The organism is Nocardiopsis sediminis (assembly GCF_042650565.1).
GTDB lineage: Bacteria > Actinomycetota > Actinomycetes > Streptosporangiales > Streptosporangiaceae > Nocardiopsis_B > Nocardiopsis_B sediminis.
This window is the reverse complement of record NZ_JBHSBH010000015.1, coordinates 704,552-730,158: the sequence shown is the minus strand read 5'-3', so window position 1 is coordinate 730,158 and position 25,607 is coordinate 704,552. Positions and strand designations below refer to the sequence as shown.

At 72.9% G+C, this 25,607-nt stretch carries 24 protein-coding genes; 12 read left to right on the top strand and 12 right to left on the bottom strand.

Annotation, left to right across the window (positions count from 1 at the left end; translation table 11 throughout):
- Positions 1 to 64 precede the first annotated feature (64 nt).
- Positions 65 to 799, bottom strand: a complete 735-nt coding sequence (locus ACFOVU_RS25720; protein WP_378537710.1) for a GntR family transcriptional regulator — start codon at positions 797 to 799, stop codon at positions 65 to 67.
- Positions 800 to 894: 95 nt separating this feature from the next.
- Between ACFOVU_RS25720 and ACFOVU_RS25715 the strand changes: the two genes are divergently transcribed.
- The 5 genes from ACFOVU_RS25715 (at position 895) to ACFOVU_RS25695 (ending at position 4,889) form a co-directional block, all read left to right on the top strand.
- Complete coding sequence (locus tag ACFOVU_RS25715) at positions 895 to 1,326, top strand: VOC family protein (RefSeq protein WP_378537709.1); 432 nt, start codon at positions 895 to 897, stop codon at positions 1,324 to 1,326.
- 273 nt (positions 1,327 to 1,599) lie between these two features.
- Positions 1,600 to 2,751, top strand: a complete 1,152-nt coding sequence (locus tag ACFOVU_RS25710; protein WP_378537708.1) for an RNA-guided endonuclease InsQ/TnpB family protein — start codon at positions 1,600 to 1,602, stop codon at positions 2,749 to 2,751.
- 127 nt (positions 2,752 to 2,878) lie between these two features.
- Positions 2,879 to 3,391: an RNA polymerase sigma factor gene (locus ACFOVU_RS25705; protein ID WP_378537706.1), complete on the top strand. Its 513-nt coding sequence runs from the start codon at positions 2,879 to 2,881 to the stop codon at positions 3,389 to 3,391.
- The gene (locus ACFOVU_RS25700) at positions 3,388 to 4,008 is read left to right on the top strand and encodes a methylated-DNA--[protein]-cysteine S-methyltransferase (protein ID WP_378537705.1); all 621 of its coding nucleotides are present in this window, start codon (positions 3,388 to 3,390) and stop codon (positions 4,006 to 4,008) included. The genes ACFOVU_RS25705 and ACFOVU_RS25700 overlap by 4 nt, the downstream gene beginning before the upstream one ends.
- A gap of 224 nt (positions 4,009 to 4,232) precedes the next feature.
- Positions 4,233 to 4,889, top strand: coding sequence for a TetR/AcrR family transcriptional regulator (locus tag ACFOVU_RS25695; RefSeq protein ID WP_378537704.1), 657 nt, complete (start codon positions 4,233 to 4,235; stop codon positions 4,887 to 4,889).
- 98 nt (positions 4,890 to 4,987) lie between these two features.
- On the opposite strand, the gene ACFOVU_RS25690 is transcribed toward ACFOVU_RS25695, so the two are convergent.
- The 3 genes from ACFOVU_RS25690 to ACFOVU_RS25680 all read right to left on the bottom strand — a co-directional run bounded on the left by ACFOVU_RS25690 (position 4,988) and on the right by ACFOVU_RS25680 (position 8,706).
- The gene (locus tag ACFOVU_RS25690; RefSeq protein ID WP_378537703.1) at positions 4,988 to 6,049 is read right to left on the bottom strand and encodes a protein kinase; all 1,062 of its coding nucleotides are present in this window, start codon (positions 6,047 to 6,049) and stop codon (positions 4,988 to 4,990) included.
- A 189-nt stretch (positions 6,050 to 6,238) separates the two neighbouring features.
- The gene (locus tag ACFOVU_RS25685) at positions 6,239 to 7,450 is read right to left on the bottom strand and encodes a hypothetical protein (protein WP_378537702.1); all 1,212 of its coding nucleotides are present in this window, start codon (positions 7,448 to 7,450) and stop codon (positions 6,239 to 6,241) included.
- A 140-nt stretch (positions 7,451 to 7,590) separates the two neighbouring features.
- Positions 7,591 to 8,706: an SGNH/GDSL hydrolase family protein gene (locus ACFOVU_RS25680; protein WP_378537701.1), complete on the bottom strand. Its 1,116-nt coding sequence runs from the start codon at positions 8,704 to 8,706 to the stop codon at positions 7,591 to 7,593.
- Positions 8,707 to 8,971: 265 nt separating this feature from the next.
- Here ACFOVU_RS25680 and ACFOVU_RS25675 point away from each other — a divergent pair, with 265 nt between their 5' ends.
- The gene (locus ACFOVU_RS25675) at positions 8,972 to 9,397 is read left to right on the top strand and encodes a PPOX class F420-dependent oxidoreductase (protein WP_378537700.1); all 426 of its coding nucleotides are present in this window, start codon (positions 8,972 to 8,974) and stop codon (positions 9,395 to 9,397) included.
- A gap of 113 nt (positions 9,398 to 9,510) precedes the next feature.
- Here ACFOVU_RS25675 and ACFOVU_RS25670 read toward each other — a convergent pair whose 3' ends face one another.
- Complete coding sequence (locus ACFOVU_RS25670; RefSeq protein ID WP_378537699.1) at positions 9,511 to 10,305, bottom strand: helix-turn-helix transcriptional regulator; 795 nt, start codon at positions 10,303 to 10,305, stop codon at positions 9,511 to 9,513.
- A gap of 52 nt (positions 10,306 to 10,357) precedes the next feature.
- On the opposite strand from ACFOVU_RS25670, the gene ACFOVU_RS25665 reads away from it, so the two are divergent.
- The gene (locus tag ACFOVU_RS25665) at positions 10,358 to 10,825 is read left to right on the top strand and encodes a DUF2000 family protein (protein ID WP_378537698.1); all 468 of its coding nucleotides are present in this window, start codon (positions 10,358 to 10,360) and stop codon (positions 10,823 to 10,825) included.
- Positions 10,826 to 11,051: 226 nt separating this feature from the next.
- Positions 11,052 to 11,987: a LysR family transcriptional regulator gene (locus tag ACFOVU_RS25660; RefSeq protein ID WP_378537697.1), complete on the top strand. Its 936-nt coding sequence runs from the start codon at positions 11,052 to 11,054 to the stop codon at positions 11,985 to 11,987.
- 65 nt (positions 11,988 to 12,052) lie between these two features.
- Here the strand turns inward: ACFOVU_RS25660 and ACFOVU_RS25655 are convergent, their stop codons facing one another.
- From ACFOVU_RS25655 to ACFOVU_RS25625, 7 genes are all read right to left on the bottom strand, one after another.
- A complete protein-coding gene (locus tag ACFOVU_RS25655; RefSeq protein ID WP_378537696.1) occupies positions 12,053 to 12,985 on the bottom strand; it encodes a formylglycine-generating enzyme family protein in 933 nt (310 codons plus the stop codon).
- 88 nt (positions 12,986 to 13,073) lie between these two features.
- On the bottom strand, positions 13,074 to 15,434 hold the full coding sequence (locus ACFOVU_RS25650) for an arylsulfatase (protein WP_378537694.1): 2,361 nt from the start codon (positions 15,432 to 15,434) through the stop codon (positions 13,074 to 13,076).
- Positions 15,431 to 16,309, bottom strand: a complete 879-nt coding sequence (locus ACFOVU_RS25645; protein ID WP_378537692.1) for an ABC transporter permease — start codon at positions 16,307 to 16,309, stop codon at positions 15,431 to 15,433. Before ACFOVU_RS25645 ends, ACFOVU_RS25650 begins: the two co-directional genes overlap by 4 nt.
- Positions 16,302 to 17,498: a quaternary amine ABC transporter ATP-binding protein gene (locus ACFOVU_RS25640; protein WP_378537690.1), complete on the bottom strand. Its 1,197-nt coding sequence runs from the start codon at positions 17,496 to 17,498 to the stop codon at positions 16,302 to 16,304. The genes ACFOVU_RS25645 and ACFOVU_RS25640 overlap by 8 nt, the downstream gene beginning before the upstream one ends.
- The gene (locus ACFOVU_RS25635) at positions 17,491 to 18,441 is read right to left on the bottom strand and encodes an ABC transporter substrate-binding protein (RefSeq protein ID WP_378537688.1); all 951 of its coding nucleotides are present in this window, start codon (positions 18,439 to 18,441) and stop codon (positions 17,491 to 17,493) included. Before ACFOVU_RS25635 ends, ACFOVU_RS25640 begins: the two co-directional genes overlap by 8 nt.
- Before the next feature lie 279 nt (positions 18,442 to 18,720).
- Complete coding sequence (locus tag ACFOVU_RS25630; RefSeq protein WP_378538220.1) at positions 18,721 to 21,168, bottom strand: PEP/pyruvate-binding domain-containing protein; 2,448 nt, start codon at positions 21,166 to 21,168, stop codon at positions 18,721 to 18,723.
- A 156-nt stretch (positions 21,169 to 21,324) separates the two neighbouring features.
- Complete coding sequence (locus ACFOVU_RS25625; RefSeq protein ID WP_378537686.1) at positions 21,325 to 22,257, bottom strand: Acg family FMN-binding oxidoreductase; 933 nt, start codon at positions 22,255 to 22,257, stop codon at positions 21,325 to 21,327.
- A 245-nt stretch (positions 22,258 to 22,502) separates the two neighbouring features.
- Between ACFOVU_RS25625 and ACFOVU_RS25620 the strand changes: the two genes are divergently transcribed.
- From ACFOVU_RS25620 to ACFOVU_RS25605, 4 genes are all read left to right on the top strand, one after another.
- Positions 22,503 to 23,039 carry an RpiB/LacA/LacB family sugar-phosphate isomerase gene (locus ACFOVU_RS25620; protein ID WP_378537684.1) on the top strand — a complete coding sequence of 179 codons (537 nt, stop codon included), beginning with the start codon at positions 22,503 to 22,505 and terminating at the stop codon, positions 23,037 to 23,039.
- A gap of 34 nt (positions 23,040 to 23,073) precedes the next feature.
- On the top strand, positions 23,074 to 24,405 hold the full coding sequence (locus ACFOVU_RS25615; protein ID WP_378537682.1) for an MFS transporter: 1,332 nt from the start codon (positions 23,074 to 23,076) through the stop codon (positions 24,403 to 24,405).
- Between the two features lie 202 nt (positions 24,406 to 24,607).
- Positions 24,608 to 25,069: a hypothetical protein gene (locus tag ACFOVU_RS25610; RefSeq protein ID WP_378537680.1), complete on the top strand. Its 462-nt coding sequence runs from the start codon at positions 24,608 to 24,610 to the stop codon at positions 25,067 to 25,069.
- Positions 25,070 to 25,103: 34 nt separating this feature from the next.
- Positions 25,104 to 25,406, top strand: coding sequence for a winged helix-turn-helix domain-containing protein (locus ACFOVU_RS25605; protein WP_378537679.1), 303 nt, complete (start codon positions 25,104 to 25,106; stop codon positions 25,404 to 25,406).
- The last annotated feature ends 201 nt before the right edge of the window (positions 25,407 to 25,607 follow it).

Genomic DNA, 25,607 nt, shown 5'->3' with positions numbered 1-25,607 from the left:
AGCGGAGCGGGTCGCCGAGGACCCGGTCGGCCGTGCCCAGCGGCGGAGGGCGGGCCGGCCCGCCTCACGTGGTCCCGGGGACGGGCCCGTTGTCGGCTCCGCCGTCGGGACCGTCGCCGGGGCCGCCGCCGGAACCGGTGCGGTGGGCCTCGGTGAGCACGTCGAAGGCGTGGCGGCGGTGGGCGGCGAAGAGCTCCAGCGCCGCCTCGGTGTCGCGTGCCCGCAGCGCCGCGGCGAGGTCGCGGTGCTCGCCCGGGATGTGCGCGAGGTAGTCCGCGGAGCTGAAGCCGATCCGGGTCAGCAGGAACAGGTGCACCTGGGAGCGGATCGCCTCCCACGCCTCCTGGAGCCGCCGGTGCCGGGCGGCCGCGTAGACGGCGTCGTGGAACGCGATGTCGCAGCGCACCATCGCGTGCTCGTCGCCGGCGCGCGCCATGTCCTCGGCCGCCCGCCCGATGGCCGCGATGTCGGCGTCGGAGGCGTGGTCGGCCACCCGCTGGACGGCGAGCCGCTCCAGCGCGCCGCGCAGGCTGTCGAGCTCGGCGACGTCGTCGGCGGAGAGCGCCGTCACCGTGGCGCCGCGGTGCCACGCGCTGCGGACCAGGCCCTCGCGCTCCAGCCGGAGCAGCGCCTCGCGCACCGGCCCGCGGCTGACGTCCAGTGCGGTGGACAGCTCGACCTCGCGCAACTGGGCGCCCGGGGGGTAGGCCCCGCTGAAGACGGCCTCGCGGATGCGGTCCGCCACCTCGTCGGCCAGGCCCCGCCGGCGGGCGGGGGCCACCCTGCCCTGTTCACCCATGCTCCCGAGCCTCCCTTTGTCCTAATGTTAACATTCCTACATCCGTGCTCCAGCGGGTCCGCGGAGCGCGTCCCTCAGGAAGGCAGGCCCACGCCATGACCACGCTCGACTCCCCGATCCCCCGGTTCCACCTGGCCATGCCGGTCGACGACCTCGACGCCGCCCGCCGCTTCTACGGCGGGGTGCTCGGCCTGGAGCAGGGCCGCAGCTCCGACACCTGGGTCGACTGGAACCTGCACGGCCACCAGTTCGTGACCCACCTCGCACCGGCCCGCTCCGAGCGGATCCACAACCCGGTCGACGGCCACGACGTCCCCGTGCCGCACTTCGGCCTCGTCCTGACCGTCCCGGCGTTCCACGAGCTCGCCGGCCGGCTGCGCGCAGCGGGCACCGACTTCGTCATCGAACCCTACGTGCGCTTCGAGGGCGATCCCGGCGAGCAGTGGACGATGTTCCTCCTCGACCCGGCCGGCAACGCCCTGGAGTTCAAGGCCTTCGCCGACGACTCCCAGGTCTTCGCCGTCTGAACCACGGACCTCCGGGCAGAGGCGACGATGCCGTCCCCTTCCCGGGGCCGGCGCGGGCCGGACGGCCCTTTCCGGGCCGTCCGGCCTCACACTCCGGCACCGCGGCGCGTCTACAGGGGGTGACCGGATTCGTTAGGGCTGTGATCCCCGTTGTTGACGGCGGGATCAGGCTGCTGCCGGGCCCGCAGGCGAAAACAGGAAAGCCGAGAATCGACCACCCGAACGAGGTAGGGTCCATGGATCGTGACGACGACCAGTCGGGGGAGGTGGGCCGTGAAGTTGCGCTACAACGAGCGGATCTACCTGACCGGCGGGCAGCGGCGGGATCTGGCGCGCTTCTTCGGGTGCGCCCGGGTGGTATACAACGACGGGCTGCGGGAGCGGCGCGCAGCCTGGGAGAACGGCGAACCCTACATATCCGACGCCGCGCTCCAGAAGACGGTGATCACTGGGGCGAAGAAGACTCCCGAGCGGGAGTGGCTGAAGGAAGCTCCGTCGGTCGCTTTGGTGCAGTCGCTCCAGGACCTGCACACCGCGTATCGGAACTTCTTCGCCTCCAAGCGAGGCATGCGGCGGGGGCCGAAGATCGCTCCGCCGAAGATGAAGAAGAAGTCGGGACGGCAGTCCATCCGGCTCACCCGCAACGGCTTCAAACTCCGCGACGACGGCCGGATGTTCATCGCCAAGCTGGGGGATGTGCAGGTGCGGTGGTCGCGGCCGCTGCCCTCGGAGCCGTCCTCGGTCACGATCATCAAGGACCCGGCGGGCCGCTATTTCGCGTCGTTCGTGGTCGAGACCGAGGACGATCCGCTCCCGGACCTCGATCTGGAGGAGACCGAGACCGGTATCGACCTGGGACTGTCCACCTATGCGGTGCTGCGCGGCCGGAAAATCGCGTCTCCGAAGTTCTTCCGGCGCCAGGAGAAGAAGCTCCGCCGCGCCCAGCGCCGGCTGTCCCGGGCCAAGAAGGGGTCGTCCAACCGCAGGAAGGCCAAGCTGGCCGTCGCAAAGATCCATGTCCGTATCGCGGACCGGCGCCGCGACTTCATCGAGCAGGAGACCACCCGCATCGTCCGCGAAAGCCAAGCGGTCTATGTGGAGGACCTGAACGTGAAGGGCATGGGGTCGAGGAAGGGCCGGCGGGCCAAGTCGGTCCACGACCAGTCGCTGGGCATGTTCGCCCGCATCCTGGAGGCCAAGTGCGCCCGCTATGGGCGCGGCTTCGCGAAGGTCGGCCGGTTTTTCCCCTCCACGCAGATGTGTTCGGCCTGCGGCTCGGTCGAAGGCCCCAAGGGGGTCGAGGGGCTGCGTATCCGGTCATGGGCCTGCTCGTGCGGAGCGGTCCACGGCCGGGACGAGAACGCCGAAGTCAATATCCGCGCCGAGGGGCGCAGGATCTTCGCGGCCGGGCCGGCCGAGAAGTAAAACGCCTGCGGAGCGCGCGTAAGACCCTGCCCAGCCGGGGCGGTGCTCGATGAAACAGGAACCCGCCAGGGCCCGCACCATGCGGGCGGATGGAATCCCGGCCCTTCAGAGCCGAGAGGATGTCAGGGTGCAACCATTCGAGCTGATCGTGCGCGACCACGGGCCCATGGTGCTGCGGGTATGCCGCGCGGTGCTGGGACCGCAGGACGCCGAGGACGCCTGGTCGGAGACGTTCCTCTCGGCGATGACGGCCTATCCTCGCCTCGACCCCGGTGCCAATATCGAAGCCTGGCTGGTGACCATCGCGCACCGCAAGGCCATCGACGTCACCCGGGCCAACGCCCGCCGCCCCGTGGCGGTGGAGGAGGTCCCGGAGCGCCCGGGCGAGCTGGGCCGGCCGGAGTCGTGGGACCCCGACCTGTGGGCGGCGCTGAAGAAGCTGACCCCGCGGCAGCGCCAGGCGGTGGCCTACCACCACCTGGCAGGGTTGCCCTACAAGGAGGTCGCCGCGCTGATCGGGGGCACCGCCGAGGCCGCGCGCAGGGCCGCGGCCGACGGCATCCGGATCCTGCGCACCACGTACCCCGTGGACATGGACACGGCCAGGGACGGGGATCGAGAGAAGGGAGCGGCCCGATGACGACCGCATCGGACAGGGAGGCCGGACGGCTGCTCGCGGGGGTGTCCCAGGAGGAGGAGCCCGCGATGGCCCGGCTGCGCGAGCGGCTGGCGGCCCGGGCGCGGCAGGAGGGGGTCCTCGATGTCGCGTACCGCACGGTCGGCACACCGGTGGGCCGGCTGCTCCTGGCCACGACCGAGGAGGGGCTGATCCGGGTCGCCTACGAGGTCCAGGACCACGACGCGGTCCTGCGGCAGCTGGCCGACAGGGTCGGGCCGCGCATCCTGGAGGCCCCGTCGCGCCTGGAAGAGGCCGCACGGCAGCTGGAGGAGTACTTCGCCGGCCGGCGCACCCGCTTCGAACTCCCGCTGGACCGGCGGCTGTCCACGGGGTTCCGCCGTGACGTCCTGGACCACCTGCCCCGTATCGCCTACGGGCGCACCGAGAGCTACGCCGAGGTGGCCGCCGCATCGGGCAGCCCGAAGGCGGTGCGCGCGGTGGGCACCGCGTGCGCGACCAACCCGCTGCCGGTGGTCGTGCCCTGCCACCGGGTCGTGCGCTCCGACGGCTCCCCGGGCGGCTACGCCGGCGGGGAGGCGGCCAAGCGCGCCCTGCTGGCCCTGGAGCGCGCGGCGTGACCCCCGCCCCGTCCGGCCATGCGCACGGTGCGCGGCCGGACGGACGATTCCGCCCCCGGAGGGACGCCTCCGCCCGCGGACCCGCCACCGCAGGGCGCGGTCCACCTCCCGACGTGCGATTGCGTAGGCTTCCGTCGTCGCCCCCGCCGGATCATGCGGGGGCCCGCGGCGGCATCGGGACGGGCCGCCGCGGAGCGGCCCGATGTCCCGATGCGGTGGTGGTGATGGCAGGCAGGATGAGGCGGCGGGACGAACAGGTCAGCGCCACCCGCGAGGCGCTCCTGGCCGCGGCGGAGCGGCTGTTCGCCGAACACGGGATCCACGCGGTCGCCAACCGCCAGATCAGCGAGGCCGCCGGGCAGGGCAACAACGCGGCGGTCGGCTACCACTTCGGCACCAAGGCCGACCTCGTCCGCGCGATCGCCCGCAAGCACTCCGGGCAGATGGAGCTGATCCGCGCCGGCCTCATCGCCGAGGTCGGCGACTCCACCGACCTGCGGGACTGGGTGTCCTGCCTCGTCCGCCCGGTCACCGGGCACCTGGAGGAGCTGGGCAGCCCCACCTGGTACGCACGGTTCATCGCCCAGACGACGGCGGACCCCGCGCTCCAGGAGATCGTGACCGAGGAGTCCCTCGCCACCTCCGCCTCCCTGGGGAGCCTGGGGGAGTCCCTGCACCGGTGCCTGCCCCACCTGCCGCCCGAGGTCCGCGCCGAACGCGGCACCATGGCACGCCACCTGATCGCCCAGGTGAGCGCCGACCGCGAACGCGCCCTCGCCGATGGCCGCCCCACCACCCGCCGCACCTGGGACGACACCGCGACGAGCCTCATCGACGCGATCGTCGGCCTCTGGCAGGCCCCCGTCACGGACGAGCGCTGACGGCCGACGGGCCGGGGGCTCGCCGGTTCCGGCGTCGCCGTTGTAGCGGGGGAGGCGCGGCCCTGGGCCGCGGCTGCGTGGCCACTGGGCCGTCGCGTTCAGCCCATGTCGCCCATGTCGACGCAGGCGGAGGTGAGTTCGGCGCGGTGGGCGTTCCGGGTGGCGTTATTGGCCGGGTTGCCGACCACGCTCGCGTATTCGTACAGGGCGTTGCTGACGTTCCAGTTGTCCTCTTCCTCGGCGGCCGTGGCGATCTCCTGGGCCAGCCGGTCGGCGGCGGACTGCGCCGCGGGGTCGTTGTTGGCCGCTTCGTCGGTGAAGAATCGTGGGTGAGCTTCTTCGAACTCTCCCATGGCCTGCAAAGCGTCCTCACAGGGCGAAGTGGGGCCTACCAGGTTCCGGCTCACCGCGAATCCCACGACCAGGACCGCGCCGATGACGATGGCCCCTACAACGGGTCCGACACTCTCGGTGAGCCGCTCCTCGTCCACGGCGTCCGTCGACGCCGCGGGCTCGGCAGCGGGCTCGGAGGTGGGAGCGGGAGCGGGGGGCTCCGGGCCGAGGACCGCCGTGCGGTGCAGGGAGATCACGGAGGTGATGTCGTCGGGCAGCCATCGGACGGCGGCCGGTTGGGGAAGGGCCAGCCGGTCGATCACCTCGCCGACCCCCGGCCGGGCATGCGCGTCCTTGGCCAGGCACGCCGTGACCACCTCGACCAGGGAGGCGGGCAGGCCGGACAGGTCGGGGGGCTCGTGCACGACCCGGTAGGCCACGGCATGGGCCAGCCCTTCGGCCAGCCCCGCACCCAGCCCGGCCACCGATTCGGCCGGCAGCGGCCCGTGCTCCTCCACGGCCTGGTGCAGGGCGAGGCCGGGGATGTAGGCGGTGGCCAGCCACGGCCGCTCGGCTTCGGTGTCGGCGCCGACGACCTGGGCGGTGTAGAACCCGCCGACCTCGCGGGCGGCCGCGACCTCCTGCGCGAAGCGGTGCCGGAACCCGGCGTCCTCGGCCAGTTCCGGGCGGATCACCTTGACCGCGACCGCGCGCCCGCCCGGGGAGCGGCCCAGGAACACCTGTCCCATCCCGCCCCCGCCCAGCCGCGCCTCCAGCCGGTAGGGGCCGATCCGGCCGGGGTCGCCATCACGTAGGGGGGTCGCCACGGCACACTCCTCCGCCCGAAGGTCCTTGCCCGATCGGTCCTGATGTTCCCAGAAAAGGCACCGGGGCGGTATGTGGGAGGCAGGTGCGGCACCGGGCGGCGGTTTCGGCTGAGGCAGGGCTGCGACGGTACGTGGTCCCGGTGGGGCGGGGGTCGCTCGGCACCCCGGCCCACCGGGCGATGGTGCCGGCTACGGCCTCACCAGGCCGCCGCCGAAGGTCACGACGAGGCTGCCGTCGTCGGCGAAGGACCAGTCCAGGCCGCCGGCGTAGGACGAGCACCGTGAGCCGTTCGAGCCGGACCAGAACTGGTTGGAGCCGTCGGCGTTGCCGATGATCCGGTCGTTGGACCCGCTGTCGCACGAGGTGTTGTCCCGGAACACCGACGTTCCGCCGTCGAAGTTGAAGTTGCGCTCCTCGTTGCCGATGCTCACGTTGTCCGAGATCGTCATCGAGCCGACGTTGCGGTTGTAGGTGAACCCGTGCTTGCCGTTGTCGTAGGCGATGTTGCCGCGGATGACGTGGTCGACCCCGATGCCCTCGCCGCCGAGCTTGTAGCCGTTGCGGTCGCCGTTGCCGGCCTGGGAGCCGTCGCTGAGGGTGCCGTTGCCGTAGGCGAGGGAGTCCTCGACCGTCACCGCGCCGATGGGGCCGGTGTCGGTCTTGGTGTAGAGGTCCCAGCCGTCGTCGATGTTGTTGTGGGACACGGCGTAGCGGAAGACGTTGCCGGAGCCGGAGGTGAGCTTCGCGGCGAAGCCGTCGGCGTCCTCGCCGTCGGAGTCGGCGTTGTCGTGCGACTCCACGCTCAGGATCAGGTTGTTCGCCGGCCACTCGTCATCGGGGGTGTCGGAGGCGATCCGCGAGATCTGCAACCCCGAGTCCCGGTTGAAGCGGGTGACGGAGCGCTCGATGATGTTGTCGCTGCCGCCGACGAAGATCCCGTTGTCCCCGGCGTGTTCGACGACGATGCCGGAGATGTGCCAGAACGCCCCGTTGACCGCGAGCCCGCGGTTCGCCGGGTCCTCGCTCTGGGCGGAGAAGTCCAGCACGGGGGTCTCGCCCGGGTAGGCGGACAGCTCCGTGCGGTCGCCCGAGGTGCCGTTGTTGCCCGGCGGGATGGTGACCGTCTCGGCGTAGCCGTAGGTCCCGCCGCGCAGGTGGATGGTCCCGCCGGGGTCGATGCGGTCGATCGCCGAGGTCAGCGTCGTCGGGTCCGCCTCCGTGCCGGCCGCGTCGTCGCTGCCGTCGGGCGCCGCGTACAGCTCGGCCTCCGCCGACGCCGGGGCGGCGCCCGATTCCGCGCCGGGGGCGGGCGCGGCGGTGGCCGCGGCGGGCAGCGCCACGAGGGTGCCGAGCGCCAGGGCGGCCGACGCCAGTAAGGGCAGGGGGGATGGGGTGCTCATGGGGTGCTTCTCCTTCTCCAGGGGGTACCTGTGTGGGGCAGGCAGGGAGTCGGCTCTCGGAGAGAGTCGGAAAGCGCTTACCATTGAAAGCGCTTACCACATTAGGAGCGCGCTGTGGGCGCGTCAATACTGCGGTGCGGTCACCACTCCAGTGGGAGGGTGGCGATGAACTCGCCGAGGCGGTCGGCGATGAGCCGGTGGTCCTGCGCCGACGGGTGCCAGTGGCAGCCGAGGTAGTCCAGGCCGGCGTCGTCGTAGTACCAGTAGCGGACGCGGTCGTCGCCCGCGTCGTTGCGTTCGGTGACGATCCCCTGCGCGATCTCGGCGAACGCGGTGGTGTTGGCCAGGTAGGTCGCGCTGACCACGATGACCGCGCCGGGGCCGTACTGCTCGCGGAGCCGGTCGAGGAAGCCGTGGTAGGCGTCTTCGTAGGCGGTGACGAGGCCGTCCGGGGTCCAGGGCTCGCCGGGGTCGACGGCGGTGGAGAAGTCGTTGATGCCCAGGCCGACCACGACGAGCTGGGGCCGCCAGCCGGCCGGGCGCTGCCAGACGTCGCCCTCGACGCCGAGCAGGGCGCGGTCGGCGAAGGTCCGGTAGTCGACCCCGGGCCGGTCGCCGTTGTAGTTGCGCACCATGCCGAGGCCGGAGTAGGCGTTGATCTGGTAGTCGGCGTCCAGCCCCCGGGCCGTGAGGGCGCCGAAGCCGAGGTCGGCGTTGGTGGTCCGGTTGACCTCGTCGTTCGTGCAGTCGCGGGTGCCGGAGAGGTTGCCGTACCCGGCGGTGTAGGAGTCGCCGATGAACTCGATCTGCCGCTCCCGGGCGGCGGGGGCGTCGAGGATCTCCCCGCCGGGCGCGGCGACCAGCCCGCCGAACGTACTCGTGGCCCACGGGCTCTCGCTGCGCTTGACCACCCGGAGGGTGTGCTCGCCGTCGGGGAGCCCGTCGACCCAGTGGGTGTCCGGGGCGGGGGTCACCAGGGTCGTGGCGGCCTCGCCGTCCACGTGGACGTCGTAGTCGGCGGCGGGGTCGTCGAGGACGATCCCGACCCCGGTGCCGCGGAAGCGGCCCTCGAAGTACACGCCGGGCCAGCTGTAGCGCACGGCGTCCCCGTCCGCCTGGACCCGGCCCGCGGTGTGCACCTGGGTCAGGGCACCGGTCGCCCCGTCGGCCGGCGCGGCGGACGCCGGCGGTGAGGCCGCCGCCATGAGTCCGGCCGTCAGGGCTCCCGCCACGGCGATGGCGGTGGTGTTCTTCATCGAACCTCCTGGACATCGGTACTGGGAGCGCTCCCACGCTTCCCTGGATACGCTTCCCCGGATGGGCGCCGCTGTCAAGGAGGGCGACCGCGGCGACACGTCGTGAATCGCCCGTGCACCGCACGCGCTCGCCCGTAGAGTCGGCCGCAGACGACGGCACGGTTCAGGCGGCCGCGACGACACGCGGAGCCCGCCCGCGGTCGCCCGCGGTCGCCCGCGGCCGGCCGGGGACCGGCACGGAAGGACCCGCACGGAAGGTGGACGCATGCAGGAGATGACCGACGAGGAGTGGCGCGCCTTCGTCTCCCAGGGGACGCGCACCGGAAAGCTGTCGACGGTCCGGGCCGACGGCGGCCCGCACGTGACGCCCGTCTGGTTCCTGCTCGACGGTGACGACGTGGTGTTCAACACGGCCAGGGAGAGCGTCAAGGGACGCAGTCTGGCACGCGACGGGCGGTTCGCCCTCTGCGTGGACGACGACCGGCCGCCCTACTCCTTCGTCATCCTCCAGGGAAACGCCGAGATCTCCGAGGATCCGGCGGAGATCCGGCACTGGGCCGGACGGCTCGGCGCCCGTTACATGGGCGAGGACCGGGCAGAGGAGTACGCCGCCCGCAACGCAGGCGAAGGCGCACTCCTCGTCCGCGCCGACGTCGACAAGGTGATCGCCGTGTCCGGCATCGCCGACTGACCTCCGCAGGGGTGCCGGCCGTCGCCGTGCAGCGGACCGGGTCGGCGCGGCACCGTGCGGAGCCGGGCCCGCCCCGGCGGCGAACGGGCCCGCCTCGGCGGGGCGGCCCGCGCTCAGCCGCCGGCTCTGGCGTACAGGCCCGGCGTCGTACCCATGATCCGCTTGAAGTGCCGGGTGAGGTGCGGCTGGTCGTGGAATCCGGCGGCGGCCGCCACCTCGCGCGGCGGAGCCCCGTCGAGCAGGAGCCGGCGGGCGAGGTCGACCCGGCGGGAGACCACGTACCGGTGCGGGGCGATGCCGAAAGCGCTGCTGAAGGCGCGCACGAGGTGCGCGGGGTGGGCGTGCAGCGAGCGCGCGGCCTCGTTCAGGGTGACGCCGTCGACCAGCCGCGCATCGAGGAGGTCGCGCAGGCTGCCCGCGATGCCGCGATCGGGCACCGCGCCGCCGGAGTCCGGGCCCGGGCGCAGGTGCGTGCGCAGCCGCTCGCCGATGAGGGCCAGCCGGCTCTCCGCCTCCAGCTCCTCGCCCCGGGCCGCGAGAACGGTGTGCAGCCGCCCGATCCGCCGGCGCAGAAGCGGGTCGGCGAGGTCCGGGCGGTCCACCGCCGGCCCGATGAAGCGCTCGTCCAAGTACGTCGTGTCGAGGTAGAGGACGCGCTTGCGGAAGCCGCCGGAGGTGGCGGCCGAGCCGTTGTGCGGGACCTGCGGCGGGAGCAGGCTCACGGTGTCCGTCGGTGTGCCGTGCTCGTGGCGGTCCAGGTCATAGCGGACCGCGCCGTCGTCCACGATCAACAGGGTCCAGGCGTCGTGGACGTGCATGGGGTAGGCGTGCGCGGTGAAGTGCGCGTGCAACACCTCGACGACCCCCGCGACCCGCGGGCGCCAGACGGAGATCTCCTGCTGAGGCATGATGCAAAGAACGTACAAGACGGGGACGGCGTGTGACCTGCACGATCAGGGTATGCGAACCGACGACGAAACCGCGGCCCCGACCGGCGCAGGTGACCAGAGCGGGCCCGTCCGCTTCGACACCAAGATCGCCATCGTGCTGCGCGACGACCTCGAGACCTGGCAGCGGCTGAACGTGACCGCCTTCCTGGCCAGCGGGCTCGGCACAGCGGCGCCGGAGGTGATCGGCGAGCCCTACGTCGATGCCGACGACACCGAGTACCTGCCGATGTTCCGCCAGCCCGTCCTGGTCTTCGAGGCCGCGAAGGAGACGCTGACCGCCGCCCACACCCGCGCGGTCTCCCGGTCGCTGCGGATGGCCGTGTTCACCTCGGACCTGTTCGCCACCGGCAACGACCGCGACAACCGCGCGGCCGTCCGTGCGGTCGGCACCGGCCGGCTCGACCTGGTGGGGATATCGGTCTTCGGCCCGCGCAACGCAGTGGACAAGGTCCTCAAGGGTGCCCGCATGCATCCGTGAGCAACGCCCCCGAGCCGCCCCGCGCGCCGGCCGGAGACCGCCTCCGCGACCGCCCGGCCGGGGCCGGGGGCGGCGGGTGCGGGCGGCCGCCCCGCGGGTCATGCCGCGTACCCTGCTACAAAGCGTCTGTAGCAGGCCGCCGGCCGACGCGGAGCGCGCTCCGCGTGCGCCCGCTGTCGGTGGGCGGTGACGGGCGCTGTCCCCGCCCCCGACCTAGGACGTGCATGTGGAGCGAAAGCATCTCGAGTACTTTCTCGCGATCGCGAGCCACGGAAGCTTCACCAGCGCCGCGAGTTCCCTGCGGATCGCGCAGCCGTCGCTCTCCTACGCCATCAACGTCCTGGAACGGGAGGTGGGGTCGCCGCTGTTCCGGCGGGTCGGCCGCGGGGCGGTGCTGACGCCGCTGGGCGAGGCGCTGCTCGCGCCGGCCCGGCGGGTGATCGACGACTTCGCGCTGGTGCGGACCGCGGCCCGGCAGGTGACCGGGCTCGTCTCGGGCCGGATAGACATCGTCGCGGTCACCACCCTGGCCGTCGACCCGCTCGCGTCGTTCGTCGGCGCCTTCCGGCGCCGGCACCCCGGGGTGACGTTCAACATCATCGACCCGGAGAGCGCCGCCGCGGTCGTCGACGTCGTCCGGCAGGGCCAGTGCGAGGTGGGGCTCACCGAGCACGGCACCCCCGCGGCCGGGATGCACCGGCTCGACCTGCCCGAACAGGACGTCCTGGCCGTGCTGCCGCCCACCGCCGACGCCCCCGGCGACCCGCTCGGGCCGGAGGAGCTCGCCGACCTCGATTTCGTCACCACCCCCAGCGGCAGCACCACCAGGACCGCGCTCGAGAGCGCGCTGACCCTCGCCGGGGCGTCTCCGCGGATCGCCGTCGAGACCACCCACCGTGCGGCGATCGTCTCGCTGGTGCTCGGCGGCGCCGGGGCGGCGCTGCTGCCGCGCAGGCTCGCCTGGGAGGCGGGACGGCTCGGGGCGGTCGTCGTCCCCCTCAACCCGCCCCTGACCCGCCGCGGCGTCCTGGTCTGGCCGCCCGATGTGCTCTCACCGGCCGCCCAGGCGTTCGTCGACCTCGTGCGGGCCTGGCCCCACGGCGGCGACGACCAGGAGGAGGTGTCCGGCCCGGACCCGGACCCGGACCCCGTACGGCCCTAGGCGTTACCGGGGCCCGGACCCCGGACTGCCCCAGGAGTCACCGGAACCAGGACGCCGAGCGACCCCTAAGCGTCGCGGGCGCAGCGGAAGCCGGTGTTGCCCATCGACGAATCGGGGGCGATGCCCTGGCGTGCGCTGACGCGGTAGCGGCGGCAGTAGGAGTCGTGGCACAGGTAGGAGCCGCCCCGTGCGCTGCGGCGCGGGTCGGTGGCGGGCACGCCCGTGGTGAACGGGTCGTGGCACCACTCCCAAACGTTGCCGGTCATGTTGTGCAGCCCGAAGCCGTTGGGCGGGAACGCCCCGGCCGGACAGGTGCCGTACCAGCCGTCGTCGCGGGTGTTCTCCCCGGGGAACGTCCCCTGCCACACGTTCATCCGGTGCTCCCCGCCGGGCTCGCGCTCGTCGCCCCACGGGTAGGCGCACCCCGTGAGCCCGCCGCGCGCCGCGAACTCCCATTCGGCCTCCGTGGGCAGCCGCAGCCCCGCCCAGGCGCAGTACGCCCCGGCGTCGTTCCAGGACACGTGGACCACGGGGTGGTCGGCGAGGCCGTCCAGGCCCGACCCCGGACCCGCGGGGCGGCGCCAGCTCGCGCCCTCGACCTGGCGCCACCAGGGCGCCGCCGCCACGCCCCGCGTGGGCGGGAAGTCGTCGGGGAGCAGCCCGGCGAAGACGAACGACCACCCGTACCGCTCGGCGTCGGTCCGGTACCCCGTTGCGTCGGCGAACGCGGCGAACTCCGCGTTGGTCACCGCGGTCGGGCTGATCCGGAACGGGGCGACCCCGACCCGCCGGACCGGCCCCTCGCCGTCCTCCGGGTAGGCGCGGGCGTCGTCGCCGCCCATGAGGAAGTCGCCGCCGGGGAGCGGGACGAGGCCCCCGGTGCCGCCAGCCGCTTCCCTGCCGTTCGCGTCCTCACCGCGGCCGACGCCCGCTCCGCCGCCGTTGCCGCCCGCGACCGCGCCACCGCCGTTCCCGCCCGCGCCGGCGACGGCGGCCACCCGGATGTCCGCGCCTGTGAAAACCGCCCGGGTGGCCGCGCCCCGCGGGCCCGCCGACGGGGCGCAGCATCCGCCGCCCCGGTGGTCCTCAGTCATGGGCGGCCCGGAACTGCTCGCGCTCGTTCTCACTGTGGACGTCGCTGCACAGGTCGTCGGCGAGGTCGAGGCGGACCCGGTGCAGCCGCCCGGTGAACGCGTTGTCGGCGGTGGGGTAGTCGTCGGTCACCGGCGTGGCGCGGTCGACTCCGATGTCGAAGGTCTCGTCGAACGCGAAGTAGTAGGGGATGGTGGCGTCCACGCGGCCGTCGGCCACCGCCTCCCCGTCGACCAGCAGCGTGGCCGTCCCGCCCTTGCCGACGCCCCCGCCGTCGTAGCCGAACTCCAGCCGCACCTCGTGCGGCCCGGCCGGCAGGGGCGCACCGCCTGAGACCTTGTGCACGCGCAGGCCGAAGTAGTTGTAGGCGTAGGCCGGCCGCCCCTCGTGCACGTACAGCGACCAGCCGCCGAAGCGCCCGCCCTGCGCGACGAGCACGCCTTCGCCGCCTCCCGCGGGCACGTCGATGCTCGCGGTGATGGTGTGCGAGCGGTTCTTCACGTTGGGCGCGGTCTCCTCGGTGAGCCGCAGCCCGGGGCCGTGGAACGTGACCGTGGGGCGGTCGCCGAACAGGTCGCGCCGGCCCGCCTCCTTCGGGTTCTCCCGTTCGGTCATCCGGTCGTCCAGGGGGAACACGTTGTACCGGGCGGCCTCGGTGAGGAACAGCTGCTGGAGCCGGTGCAGCCGGCCCGGGTGCTCGGCGGCGACGTCGCGCGCCTGGGTCCAGTCGACGCTGGTGTCGTAGAGCTCCCACACGTCGTCGTCGAAGTAGCGGCGCCCGGTCTGCACCATCTCCCACGGGGTGCCGTGCCGGGTGACCGCCAGCCAGCCGTCGTGGTAGATGCCCCGGTTGCCGACCATCTCGAAGTACTGGAGGCGCCGGCGGTCGGGCGCCGCGACGTCGTTGAAGCTGTAGAGCATGCTGGTGCCCTCGATGGCCTGCTGGGGGACGCCGTCCACCGTGGCGGGCGCGGGGATGCCCGCCGCTTCGAGGATCGTCGGCAGCACGTCGATCACGTGGTGGAACTGGTGGCGGATCCCGCCGCGCTCGGCGATCCCCTTGGGCCAGTGCACCACCATGCCGTCGCGCGTCCCCCCGAGATGCGAGGCGACCTGCTTGGTCCAAGGGTAGGGCGTGTTCATCGCGAGGGCCCACCCGACCGGGTAGTGGGCGTGGGTGGTGGCGTCGCCGAGCGCGTCGGCGTGGGCGTTGATGAACTCGGCGGAATCGGGGATGCCGCTGGCGAAGCGGTGCTCGTTGAGGGTTCCGCCCAGGCCGCCCTCCCCCGACGCCCCGTTGTCCCCGAGGACGTAGACGAACAGCGTGTCCTCCAGCGCGTCGGCCTCGCTCAGGGCGTCGACCAGGCGCCCGACCTGGACGTCGGTGTGCTCGGCGAACCCGGCGTAGAGCTCCATCAGCGAGGCCGCCGCCCGCCGCTCGGCCTCGGACAGCTCGTCCCAGTGCGGTACGCCGTCGGCCCACGGGGCGAGTTCGGCGTCGTCGGGGACGACGCCGAGCTCCCGCTGCCGCCGCAGGGTGATCTCCCGCTGGCGGTCCCACCCGTGGTCGAACCGCCCCCGGTACTTGTCCCGGTATTCCCGGGGCACGTGGTAGGGCGCGTGCGTGGCGCCGAACGGCAGGTAGAGGAAGAAGGGGGTGTCGGGCTTGAGGCTCCGTTGCGTGGTCAGCCAGGTGATCGCCTGGTCGACGAGGTCCTCGGAGAGGTGGTAGCCGTCCTCGGGCCGCCGCTCCGGCTCGACCGGGGTGGTCCCGTCGAACAGCACCGGGTACCAGTGGTTCATCTCGGCGCACAGGAAGCCGTAGAACTTCTCGAAGCCGTCGCCGGTGGGCCAGCGGTCGAAGGGGCCGGCCGGGCTGACGTCGCGCGCGGGGGTCTGGTGCCACTTGCCGAACGCGGCCGTGCTGTAGCCGTTGGCGCGCAGGATCTGCGCCAGGGTCGCGGCGCTGCGCGGCCGGATGCCGTTGTACCCGGGCGCCGCGCTCGCCATCTCCGTTGTGACGCCCATGCCCACCGAGTGGTGGTTGCGGCCGGTGAGCAGGGACTGCCGGGTGGGCGAGCACAGCGAGGTGACGTGGAAGCGCGTGTAGCGGAGGCCGCCCTCGGCCAGCCGGTCGGCGGCGGGCATCTCGCACGGGCCGCCGAACGTGCTGGGCGCGCCGAAGCCCATGTCGTCGAGGAGGACCAGCACGACGTTGGGCGCGCCCTGCGGCGGCCGCAGCGGTTCGGGAGGGGTGTGGGGCGGGTCCTGGTCCCGCACGTCGATCGATGTGGCCGGCTGACGCGGCGGGTCGGCGATCGGCAGGTCGTGCCGGTTGACGTGCGGGTCGGTCATCGACGTCCTCCCTTCTGGAGGCGCGCGCCCGATGCCGCGCGCCGGCCCGGTGCCCGCGACCGGCCCAGCGCCCCCGTGACCCGGTCGAGGAAGATCGCGAGGACGACCACGGCGAGGCCGCCCTCGAACGCGACGCCGATGTCGAACCGCGTCACGCCGCTCACAACGACGCCGCCCAGCCCTTCGGCCCCGACCATGCCGGCGACGACCACCATCGACAGCGCGAGCATGATCACCTGGTTGACGCCGGTCATGATGGACGGCAGCGCCAGCGGGAGCTGGACCTCGCGGAGCACCTGCCCCCGGCGCGGCCCGAACGCCCGCGCCGCCTCCACGATCTCGGCGTCGACCTGGCGGATGCCGAGCTCGGTGAGGCGCACCGCCGGGGGGATGGCGAACACCGTCGTGGCGACGATGCCCGGGACGACCCCGATGCCGAAGAAGAACACCGAGGGCACGAGGTAGACGAACACCGGCAGGGTCTGCATGAAGTCCAGGACGGGCCGGACGTAGAAGCTCACCCGCGGGCTGTTGGCGGCCAGGATCCCGATCGGGACCCCGGTGGCGATCGACAGGAGCGCGGCGATGATGACGACCGCGAGGGTCTCCAGCGTCTCCGTCCACAGTCCCATGCCGTCGACCAGGAGGAACGCGAGCACGGTGAACACGGTCAGGCCGATGCTGCGGGCCGCCGCGAAGGCGACCACGGCGAGGACCGCGATCAGCGCGAACGGCAGCAGCGAGGCCAGCGCCGTGTAGACGGTGTTGACGGCGAACAGCAGCACCGCGGCGACGGCGTCGAAGAAGCCGCCGACGTTGTCCACCAGCCACTGCAACCCGGATTCGATGGCCGCGCCGACAGGGAACCTAGGCATGCGCGTTCACGTCCTCGGGGGCAGAGGCGATGGCGTCCAGGACGCGGGTCCGGGGCACGACGCCGACCAGGCGCTTGCCGCGGTCGACGACCGCGAGCGGGACCGCGTGCCGGCCCGCGAGATGGCAGAACCCGACGAGGGGGGTGTCGTCGGGGACCGCCGCGTAGTCGCCGCCGAGGCAGTCCGCCAGCCCGGTGCGGCGCTCGGCGACCGCCGCGGACAGCGGACCCGAGGTGGCCACGCCGGCGATCGTGCCGTCGGGGGCGGTCACGTAGACGCCGCGGCCGAGCGAGTCCTCCAGCCGGGCCAGGACCGGCGCCGGGTCCTCGTCGAGGGCGGCGGTGACCCACGCGGGCTCCATGACCGTTGCCGCCGTGAGGACGCGCGTCCGGTCGACGTCGGAGACGAAGTCGCGCACGTAGTCGTCGGCCGGCTCCGAGATGATCTCGGGCCCGGTGCCGAGCTGGACGATCCGGCCGTTGCGCATGACCATGATCCGGTCGCCGATGCGCATGGCCTCGTTGAGGTCGTGCGTGACGAAGATGATGGTCTTGCGGAACTCCCGTTGCAGTTCGAGCAGCTGGTCCTGCATCGAGCGGCGGGTGAGCGGGTCCAGCGCGCTGAACGGCTCGTCCATGATGAGGACGTCGGGGTCGGTCGTCAGGGCGCGGGCGAGCCCGACGCGCTGCTGCATCCCCCCGCTGAACTCGCCGGGGTAGGCGTCGCCCCGCTGGGCGAGCCCCACCTGTTCCAAGGCGCGGTCGGCGCGCGCCAGCCGCTCCCGCTTGGGCACGCCGCGCGCCTTCAGCCCGTAGGCGGCGTTGTCCCGGACAGTGCGGTGCGGGAAGAGCGCGAAGTGCTGGAAGACCATGCCGACGCGCCGGTTGCGCAGCTCGCGCAGCTGCCGGGTGGTCATGGCGCCGACGTCGGCCCCGTCGTAGGCGACGTTCCCGGCCGTGGGCGCCACCAGGCGGTTGATCATCCGGATGACCGTGGACTTCCCCGAACCGGACAGGCCCATGATCACGAAGAGCTCGCCGCGCTCCACCGAGAAGGACACGTCGTCGACGGCGAGGACCCCGCCGGCCGCCCGCACCGCTGCGGCGCGGTCGTCCGCGGCATCGAGGGCGCGCTGCGCCCGCGCCGGGGAGAGGTCGAAGACCTTCGTGAGATTCCGGGCCTCAATCACGGGGGGCCTCCGCCGGCTCGCCGTCCACGGTCTCGACGCCCTCGAGCCACGCGGCGACGACGTCGGGGTTGTCGGCGATCCAGGTATCGGCGACGTCCTGTGCGGCCGTGTCCTCCTGGCTCACCTCGTGGACCCAGTCGGAGGCGGTGGCGGGGTCGACCTCCATCTGGGACAGCAGCCGCGCCACGTTCGGGTTGTCGGTCTCGAAGCCCTCCCGGGTGGCGACCCGGATCTCGCCCGCGCCCGGCCAGGCATCCTCGGGGTCGTCGAGGTAGACGAGGTCCCACTCGACGTTCATCCAGTGCGGCTCCCAGGCGAGGAAGACGACCGGCTCCTCGTTGTCGACCCGCTGCTGGACCTCGGCGAGCATCGCCGGGGTGCTCGATTCGAGCAGGTTCCAGTCGCCGAGGCCGTAGGCGTCGTCGTCGATGGCGTCCTGGATGCTCCGGTTGCCCGGCGTCCCGGGCTCGATTCCGAGGAATTCGCTGTCGAATTCCGCGGCGTTGTCCGCCAGATCGGCGAGCGACGTCACGTCGAGTTCGTCGGCGACGTATTGGGGAACGGCGGGTTCGAATGAGGTTCCGGTGACGAGCGTGCCGAGGACCTCGACGTCGCCCGCCTCGATCGGATCGGTGAAGACGTCCTGCTGGCTCGGCCACCAGTTGCCGAGGTAGGCGTCGGCGTCCCCGCTGGCCAGGGCTTGGGCCCCGAGCGGAACGGAGAGCTCCTCGACGCGCACGGTGTATCCGAGCTCCTCCAGGAGCCGGCCGGCGATCGCGTTCTCGACCATCAGGTCTTCCCACGGCTGTTCGACCAGCGTGATCTCTGTTTCGCCCCCGCCGCCGGCGCCGAATCCCCCCTCGGGTTCGGTGCACGCGGCGAGGGACGCCACGCTGAGCGCCGCGAGGGAGGTTGCCAGAACGCGGCCTGGTCGCGGATACATGAGTTCGTGCCTCTCTGGAGGGTCGCCGGCGATGAACGGTGTCGAATGTGCGGCGCTTCGGCCGGCGCGGGAAATCGAATTTCCTTTTTGGGGTCGCGGGCGATTCGGTCGCTTTCTCCGTGGAATTGTCAATCGCTGATCATGCGGCGCACGTTGATCGATGGTGGCCCACGGGGGGTGGAAGTTCAATGCCTGGGAAAATGCGACCTATATGGATACCTGTTGGTCATTATAGATACTTTCTATAATGACAACAAAATGACAAAAATGACAGCCGTGTTACAGGGCCGGCGCGACCGTGCCGGCCGTCCCGTCGACCGTGATGAGGTCGCCGTCGGCGATCCGCCGGGTGGCGTCCCGCAGGCAGATCACCGCGGGGATGCCGTACTCGCGCGCCACCGTCGGCCCGTGCGCGATCGGCGACCCCGTCTCGGTGACCAGGCCCGCCGCGGTCATGAACAGCGGCGTCCACCCCGGGTCGGTGGTGGGGGCCACCAGGATCTCGCCCGGCTCCAGGTGCGCGCCGACCGGGTCGCGCACCACCCGCGCCCGGCCCGTGGCCCGCCCCGGTGCCGCGGGCAGGCCGGCCATCGCGCCCTCCACCGGCAACGGGGGCGGCAGCAGCGACTCCACGTCGGTGCCGTCCGACAGCAGCAGCCCGGGCACCTCCGGACGGCGCAGCTCGCGCCGGTAGACCGCCCGGCGCTCGGCGACCGGCCCCCGGTGGTCGGCGCCCTGCTCGACCGCCGAGTGCACCTCGGCCAGCTCCAGGAACATGACGTCGTCGGCGCGCTCCAGCAGGCCGCGGGCGGCCAGCTCCTCCCCGATGAGCACCAGCTGCTGCCGCATCCGGTGGAAGGGCAGCAGCCAGGCGAACTTGGCCAGCTCGCGCAGGCCCGTCAGCTCGCGCGAGCGGCGCATGAGGAACACCCCCAGGCGGCCGCGGACCGACCGGCTCCGGCGCGCCCGCCGGTCCAGCTCGGTGATCATCGCCTGGGCGCGCTCGGCGGCGCGGGCGAACCGCAGGTCGGGCGCCTGGCCGGGGTCGTCCACCCGCAGGTAGTTGGCGATCGCGGCGAACAGCGGAGCGGGGTCGTCGCCCCACCGCGGCATGCCGATGTCGACCTCGGCCGCCGCCCGGTGGCCGTAGACCTCCAGGAACGCCGCCATGCCGATGTCGGGCAGCTCCCCGGCGCGGTACCGCTCCACCAGCTCCTCGGGCGGGGTGCCCGAGAACAGCTCGCGGTGCCCGGCGGCCCGGGTCGCCATGCGCCACAGCTTCAGGTCCATCTCGGTGGTCACGTTGTGCGGCATGCCGCCCAGGACCGTGTCGGCCTCCTCCCGGGTGGCGATGCCCTTGAGCAACGCCGCTGGCAGGACGCCGAGCACGATGCCGGTGGACATGGGCCACAACAGCGCGCCGATGCCCTGGAACATCGCGTCCTTGAGGCCGTCCCCCTCGACGAACCGCAGGCGCGCGGCGGCGCCCGCGCCCGAGGGCGCCAAGGACGCGGAGGCCTCCCGCAGCCGCCGCACACCGGCGAACGCCCTCTCGCGGGCGGGCGCGGGCCGCGCGATCGCGCGGGCGACCCCGGCGAGCGCCGACGGGGCCCACCTCAGCGCCAGCCCCGCCATCGGCCCGGCGCTGAACGGCAGTCCCCGCCGCGGGGGGAAGCGCGGGTCCGTCAGCAGGAGTTCCACGGCCTGTTTCACCCGGGGACTGTAGACCTCCAGCCCTGCCGCCATGCGCGACCGGGTCGCCGTGCTGCGCAGGAGGTCGGTGAGGTCGAGGTAGAGGCGCCCGCCGATGCCGACCATGAACGGGGAGGCGACCCCGCCCGGGCCGTGGCTGGTGAAGTAGTCGCCCATCCACCGGTCCGTGACCAGCCCCATCATGGAGACGCCCATGGGGGTGAGCGGGCGCAGCAGCCCCTGCATGTGGCCGACCTCCATGTAGGCGCGGGGCCGGGGCAGGTGGCCGTCGTCGGGCAGCGGGAACAGGGTGGTGACCGGCCGGGACTGGAGCAGCCACAGCACCCCGTGGGCGTCGTAGGCCCACTCGGCGTCCTGGGGGGAGCCGAAGTGCCGTTGCAGGCGCTCGCCCGCGGCGCGCAGCTCGGCGACCTGCCCTCGGGTCAGGCACCCGTCGCCGGGGCCGTCCACCCCGTCGGGGCCCATGGAGTAGTGGTCGGGCACGGCGCTGCCGTCGACCACGGCCGTGCCCAGCCCGCGCACGGCGTCGGCGACCATGACCGACCGGCTGCCGCTGAGCGGGTCGGCGGTGAACAGCACCCCGGCGGTCTCCGCCTCGACCATGCGCTGCACCACGACCGCCATGTACGCCTCGGCGCGGTCGATCCCCTGCGCGCTCCGGTAGGCGACGGCGCGCTCGGAGTCCAGCGATTCCCAGCACTGCCGCACCGCGGCCACCAGCTCCGCCATGCCCTCGACGCCGAGCACGGTGTCCTGCTGCCCGGCGAAGCTGGCGTCGGGCAGGTCCTCGGCGGTGGCGCTGGAGCGCACCGCGACCCGGCCGCCGCCCAGGAGGTCATAGGCCTGCGCGAGTTCCCGTTCGGGGACCTCGCCCTCGCGGTAGGCCTCGGTGGTCAGGCAGAACCCGGGCGGCACGCGCTCGCCGGCCCGCACCATCTCGCCCAGCCCGGCGGCCTTGCCGCCGACCAGGCCGATCATGCCGGCGTCGATTTCGGCCAGGTCGACCACGTGTATCGCACTCATGACGCATTTGTACGCCGCGGATCCCGGATGGCGCGGAAGCCACCTCGATCCATACGGGGTCTTGACATCGGGCCGCGGCCGCGGACGGGGCGGCCCGGCCGGCCGCCGCGCGGCGTGCGGAGGGCGCGCGCCGGAGCGCACGCGGCGCTAGGCGTACCCGACGCGCATGATCATCTGCGGATGCGCGCCCTCGCAGAAGTGCTCGGCGATGAACGATCGCAGCCGGGGCTCCTCCAGGGGCTGGGTGTGGAACGCCGCCGACGCCCCGTTGGCCGTGGCGGCCAGCAGGACCCGCTCCAGCGCCTGCCCGGCGGCGAGCCGGTCCGAGCGCGTGTCGGCCGGCGTTTCGAGGATCGCGACCGTCCCGGTCGCCGTCCCGCTGGCCTCGCGCCGCCCCTGCACGTCGGCGCCGAAGTCGCGGCCGGCGAAGAGCGGTTCGCCGGCGGACTCCTCAGCGGGGATGTCGTCGGCGGCGACGCCGCCCGGCAGGCGGCTGCCCGGGACGCGGACCCAGTGGTGCAGCTCCTCGGCGTGGTCCAGTTCGCGGCGGTGCAGGTACTCCGACGCGTTCACCAGGCCGGCCAGTGAGCGGATCAGCAGGTCGTCGGTGATCAGCCGCAGCCCGGCGGACTCCGCCGCCGCGGCCGCCCGGAGGTCGGCGAGGATGCGGGTGTCGTCGAGGCTCGATTCGAACGGGCCGCGGTGCGTCCGCCGCTCGTCGATCGCCGCGTACAGCGACAGCTCGGCATCGCTGGGCTCGGCGGTCCCCGCGGCCGTCACCTCCGCCAGGAGCGCGGGCCGATCGGGGTCGGGGAGCTCGGTGACCTCGGGGACCGTGCCCGCCGCCCGGAGCGCGACCCGGATGTTGTACAGCGCCGCACCGCAGCTGATGACGAGTTCCCGCGCGCCCGGGTCGGCGACGTGGAGGCCGCGGTCGACGTCGCCGCTGACCGTGATGCTGCCGTCTCCGCCGCTGAACACCCACGGGCGCGTGTTGTGGACGGACGGAGCCTGCTCTCCGGCGCGCAGCGCGTCGCGGAACACGGCCGGTGCAGGGGGGCCTGCGTCCGGGAAGCCCATGGCGGACACTCCTTTCCGCGGCGGTGCGCCGCGGGCGTCCCCGCTGTCCCGCCGTCGCCGGTCGCGACGGGGCCGCGCCCCGTCCCATCACTCCACGTAAGCGGCGTGCGGTACCCACCCGCCAGGGGCGGAGGACGCGACCTCCGGGTACCGAGGTCCCGCCTCGCGCCGACGGGAGCGGCCCCGCCCACCTCGTCGCCGGCCAGGGTGCCGGACGTTCCGGTCACGGAACGCGCTGGGTTCGAATGATCAAGAAAAGGGGACAACAAGGGCGTTTCCCCAGCGGTCGGGCAGGCCCGCCGCGGCACCCCGGAAGGAGCACCCCCATCAGAGTCGCACTCGGCGCCGACCACGCCGGCTTCCCCCTCAAGGACACGGTACGCCGCGCCGTGGAGGCCCTCGGCCACACCGTCGTCGACCGCGGCACGCACGGCACCGACCCGGTCGACTTCCCCGACATCACCCAGGCCACCTGCGCCCCCGTACTCGACGGCACCGCCGACCGCGCGATCCTCGTGTGCGGGACCGGGGCCGGGGCGATCATGGCCGCCAACAAGATCCCCGGCATCCGGTGCGGGCTGGCCCACGAACCGTATTCGGCGCACCAGGCCGTCGAGCACGACGACGCGAACGTCATCGCCATGGGCGCCTGGCTGGTCCCGCACGCGCTCGTCGCCGACATCGTGCGGGAGTTCCTCGACGCGACGTTCGACGACGACGAGGACACCCGCCGCCGCGTCGCCAAGCTCAACGCCCTCGACCTGCTCACCCCCGGCAGCTGACCGGCCGGGTCCGGCCCGATCAAAGGAACCCCCCTTGCCGTCATCCCCCGCCGCCACCCCGCGGCGCTCTCCGCTCGGCTCGGCCGACCGCAACAAGACCGCCGTCGCCGCGGCCGTGGGCACCAGCGTCGAGAACTACGACTTCATCGCCTACGGCACCGCCTCCGCCCTCTACTTCGGTGCGGTGTTCTTCCCCGAGAGCGACCGGTTCGCCGGGACCCTGCTCGCGTTCGCCACCCTCGCCGTGGGTTTCGTCATGCGCCCCCTCGGCGGCGCGATCGGCGGCTACCTGGGGGACCGGTTCGGACGCAAGCCCGTGCTCGTCGGAGCCATGATCGTCATGGGCGCGGCGACCTTCGTCATCGGCCTGCTGCCGACCTACGCCCAGATCGGGGTGCTCGCCCCGATCCTGCTCACCGTCATCCGCATGATCCAGGGCCTCGCCTTCGGCGCGGAATGGGGCGGCGCGATCACGATGGCCTACGAGCACGCGCCCTGGCACCGGCGCGGCATGTACGCCGCGATCCCCCAATCGGGCAACCCCTTCGGCATCGCCCTCTCCAGCGGGATGTTCGCGCTCTGCGCCGGCCTTGAGGGCGACTGGGCGTGGCGCACCCCGTTCCTGCTCAGCTCGGTCCTCGTCATCGTGGCGCTGATCGTGCGCTCCCGGCTCTCCGAATCACCGGAGTTCCAGGAGGCGCAGGTGAGCGGGGCGACCGAGAAGAACCCCCTCGTCGCGACGCTCCGCGACGACTGGCGCGGCATCCTCCGCGTCATCGCGCTGCGCATCGTCGAATCCTTCGCCTACTACTCCACCGCGACCTACCTGCTCAACTACCTCACCGAACGCGACCCGTCGCTGCGGCCGCTGGCCCTCGGCGCGATCACCGCCGCGAGCATCATCGCCATCTTCGTCACCTTCCTCGCGGGGACGCTCACCGACCGGATCGGCCGGCGCCCGATCTACATCGGCGCCTGTATCGCCGCGATCCTGTTCGCCTTCCCGATGTACCTGCTCACCAACGACGGCCGCCCCGCGCTCGTCGTGGCCGTGTTCGTCATCGGCATCGGCGTCATCCATGCGGCCCTCACCGGAACCCAGGGATCGCTGCTCACCGAGCAGTTCCGCACTGCGGTCCGCACGTCCGGCGCCTCCCTGGGCTACCAGATCGCAGCGGCCCTCGGCGGCTTCGCCCCGCTCCTCGCCGCGGCACTGGCCGGCGCCTTCGGCTGGCCGGGCGCCGCTCTGCTGTACATGGGCGCCGCGGTCATCGGCCTCGTCGGCATTCTCCTCACGCGGGAGACCTGGGGCCGCGGCGAACGCGACCGCGTCCTCGCCCTCGTCGAGGCCGAACGCCGGAGCTGAACCGGCGCCTCACCCCGGCGATCGAGCAGGCGCTCGACCGCGACGCCCCCTGCGCGGCCGCAACTCTTGCCCATGGGCATGTACTTGCCTGAAGGGAAAGTGTCATGTACTTTCCTTGTAGGCAAGTACATGCCCGCAGGCAAGCGCCGACGTTCGTGTGGCGCTCGCCGTCCTGGCGGAGAAACGTGAGGGAGTTTTCGACATGGGATCACAGCTGTCGCCCGAGGAAGCCGCGGGCGCCCTGCACGAGGTCACCGAGCGCCGGCAGCAGGCGTCGGGCTCGGACGCGCATCCGAAGTGGACGCTGTGGGCGATCGGGGCGCTGGCCATCGGCGTCTGCGTCGCCTCGGATCTGCGATCGGACCTGGGCACACCGCTGCTCTACGTGCTCGCCGCGGCCGTCCTGCTTCTGACGTTCCTGCCGCGCTGGAAGCGCGCGGGTTCCGCGCTGGGATACCGGCGCACGCCCAAGATCTCGGCCCGCGCCAGGGTGGTGCGGCCGCTCGTGATGCTCGCGCTGGGCGCCCTGTTCGCGGTGGTCCTGATCCCGTTGCGGATCTGGGAGGTGCCCTACCCGGCCACGATCGGCAGCGTCGTGGTCGTCGCGACGATACCGCTCTGGGGCCGGCTGCTCGACCGCGCGGCGCGCGGACCGAAGGCGTAGCACCGTGGCCGATCGCGGGGGACTGGATCAGGTATTGCTGGACCCGACACGGCTGTCGATCGTCTCGGTGCTGGCGGCGACGCACTGGGCGGAGTTCGGCTACGTGCGCGACGCCGTCGGGTTGTCGGACTCGGCACTGTCCAAACAGGTCGGTGCGCTGGGCAAGCCGGGCTATGTGGAAGTGAAGAAGGGCTACGTCGGCAAGCGCCCGCGCACGTGGCTCAACCTCACCCGGGCCGGCCGGGAGGCGCTGTCCGGGCACGTCGCCGCGCTCCAGCGGATCGCCGCCGATGCGGGGGAGCAAGGGGCGAAGTACCGGGCGAGGGACCGGGAGTAGCCCGGCCGGAGAGCATCCCGCCGGGAGCCTGGTCGCCAGGGGGAGGGGTTCCAGGACGGGAGCGCATCGAGCCGGCGGGCGGGACCCCTTTCGGGACCCCGCCCGCCGGAGCCACTGGGACCGGACCCCGAAAGTCGCGACCTGATCACCGTGGGTGATCGTCGGGTTCGCGCTGCTGGGGCCGGAGGAATCAGTGGGGGA

Bases quoted from the DNA above. Each gene is read 5' to 3' on its own strand.
- ACFOVU_RS25720 (WP_378537710.1), bottom strand. From the start codon at position 799: ATGGGTGAACAGGGCAGGGTGGCCCCCGCCCGCCGGCGGGGCCTGGCC.
- ACFOVU_RS25715 (WP_378537709.1), top strand. From the start codon at position 895: ATGACCACGCTCGACTCCCCGATCCCCCGGTTCCACCTGGCCATGCCG.
- ACFOVU_RS25700 (WP_378537705.1), top strand. From the start codon at position 3,388: ATGACGACCGCATCGGACAGGGAGGCCGGACGGCTGCTCGCGGGGGTG.
- ACFOVU_RS25695 (WP_378537704.1), top strand. From the start codon at position 4,233: ATGGCAGGCAGGATGAGGCGGCGGGACGAACAGGTCAGCGCCACCCGC.
- ACFOVU_RS25685 (WP_378537702.1), bottom strand. From the start codon at position 7,450: ATGAGCACCCCATCCCCCCTGCCCTTACTGGCGTCGGCCGCCCTGGCG.
- ACFOVU_RS25680 (WP_378537701.1), bottom strand. From the start codon at position 8,706: ATGAAGAACACCACCGCCATCGCCGTGGCGGGAGCCCTGACGGCCGGA.
- ACFOVU_RS25675 (WP_378537700.1), top strand. From the start codon at position 8,972: ATGCAGGAGATGACCGACGAGGAGTGGCGCGCCTTCGTCTCCCAGGGG.
- ACFOVU_RS25670 (WP_378537699.1), bottom strand. From the start codon at position 10,305: ATGCCTCAGCAGGAGATCTCCGTCTGGCGCCCGCGGGTCGCGGGGGTC.
- ACFOVU_RS25665 (WP_378537698.1), top strand. From the start codon at position 10,358: ATGCGAACCGACGACGAAACCGCGGCCCCGACCGGCGCAGGTGACCAG.
- ACFOVU_RS25650 (WP_378537694.1), bottom strand. From the start codon at position 15,434: ATGACCGACCCGCACGTCAACCGGCACGACCTGCCGATCGCCGACCCG.
- ACFOVU_RS25645 (WP_378537692.1), bottom strand. From the start codon at position 16,309: ATGCCTAGGTTCCCTGTCGGCGCGGCCATCGAATCCGGGTTGCAGTGG.
- ACFOVU_RS25635 (WP_378537688.1), bottom strand. From the start codon at position 18,441: ATGTATCCGCGACCAGGCCGCGTTCTGGCAACCTCCCTCGCGGCGCTC.
- ACFOVU_RS25625 (WP_378537686.1), bottom strand. From the start codon at position 22,257: ATGGGCTTCCCGGACGCAGGCCCCCCTGCACCGGCCGTGTTCCGCGAC.
- ACFOVU_RS25620 (WP_378537684.1), top strand. From the start codon at position 22,503: ATGATCAAGAAAAGGGGACAACAAGGGCGTTTCCCCAGCGGTCGGGCA.
- ACFOVU_RS25610 (WP_378537680.1), top strand. From the start codon at position 24,608: ATGGGATCACAGCTGTCGCCCGAGGAAGCCGCGGGCGCCCTGCACGAG.